Annotated in this window: 1 protein-coding gene; it reads right to left on the bottom strand. The window is 56.9% G+C overall.

Translation table 11 applies throughout. The features are described from left to right. Positions 1–73 precede the first annotated feature (73 nt). Complete coding sequence (gene moeA / locus B4U49_RS00540; RefSeq protein WP_078082658.1) at positions 74–1,327, bottom strand: molybdopterin molybdotransferase MoeA; 1,254 nt, start codon at positions 1,325–1,327, stop codon at positions 74–76. Positions 1,328–1,470 lie beyond the last annotated feature (143 nt).

Below are 1,470 nucleotides of genomic sequence, written 5' to 3'. Positions count from 1 at the left end.
GGTTTACAGTGGTCCTGAAAACCTATACCCGGTGCTTTGCCGCCATGATACCCGCTTACTCGGGACCACCAGATTACGCTAAAGGCGCAGTGAAGGGCTCCACAGTAACCCAGTCCCCGGTCTCACAATCCCCGCCTTCCCGAGGCAGTACGACAAAACAGTTCGCTTCAGCAAAGCCAGAAAGGATATGGCTTCCCTGAATACCACGAGTGCCTACAACCTGTAGGCCATCTTCATCGCGATAGGTAAATCCACGTTGGTAATCGGTGCGTCCTGGCTTCTTGCGGATACTGTTCAGCAAGCGCGCGCGGATCTGCAGTGGCGGTTGGCGGAATTGATCTGACGTGCCGCGCAGCTTTTCCAGTGCGGGTACAACCAGCTGGTACAGGGTAACAATCGCGGATACCGGATTGCCGGGCAGGCCGAAAAACAGGGTTTCGCCGTCAGACCTTGGCAGGCGGCCGAAAGCGAAGGGTTTGCCGGGTTTGATAGCGAGTTTCCAGAAACCGATTTCACCCAGTTCCTGCAAAACGGTTTTGGTAAAGTCCGCCTCACCCACCGAGACACCACCGCTGGTAATCACAAAATCTGCATTGTCCCGCGCCTGAACAAATGCCTCGCGAATCTTATCCGGCTGATCCGGCCAGCAGCCCAGATCCAGAATGTCCACATCCAGATGTCCCAGCGCAGCCTTCAAAGCAATGCGATTGCTATCGTAAATATCCCCATCACCCAATTCCGAGGCCGGCGTGCCAATGGGTTTCAGCTCATCGCCGATGGACAGCAGGGCGGCCTTGAGTTTGCGCAGTACCGTGACTTCCGCCACACCCGCGCCGGCGAGCAGGGCGATATGGGGGACTTTGATTCTGGAGCCCACCGGAACAAGACTCTGCCCTGTGTGTACATCTTCACCCCGACGACGAATATTCTCGCCGGGCTTGGCCGGACGGCTCATGGCGAGCTGGTCGCCGTCCAGTGTGCAGTTTTCCTGCATCTGGACCCTGTCCGCACCTTCCGGTACCGCGGCACCGGTGGTGATACGGGTGGCCTGGCCCGATGACAGGGTGCCATCAAAAGGGTGGCCGGCGAGGCTCTTGCCGATGACGGTGTAGCTATCGTGCTCACCGCAGAGGGCATAGCCATCCATGGCGGAATTGTCACACGGGGGAAGATCGAGTGCGGCCAGCACCGGTTCGGCGAGAACACGACCGGTGGCCTGGCCCAAAGGAATGGTTTCGGTCGCAGTAATCGGATGAATACTGTCGATCAGCATCTGCTTGGCAACTTCTACGGATCGCAGGCCATTTTCTGCACAGGTGTCCGACATGTTTATTCCCTTGTTTCGCTTTTTCTTGTTCGGGAAGATAGCTGTGAAGAGAAGCATTTGCCAAGTCCTGATGGTGGCATAACTCTTCGGGATAAGGTGGCGATACCGGGTAGCCCCTTTCGAGACCTTCTAAAACAGGGATG

This window comes from Microbulbifer mangrovi (assembly GCF_002009015.1).
Classification (GTDB): Bacteria; Pseudomonadota; Gammaproteobacteria; order Pseudomonadales; family Cellvibrionaceae; genus Microbulbifer; species Microbulbifer mangrovi.
Note: the sequence above shows the minus strand (reverse complement) of the source record. Positions and strands in the feature narration are given on the sequence as shown.

Coding starts and splice junctions, on each gene's coding strand:
- moeA (WP_078082658.1), bottom strand. CDS start 1,327: ATGTCGGACACCTGTGCAGAAAATGGCCTGCGATCCGTAGAAGTTGCC.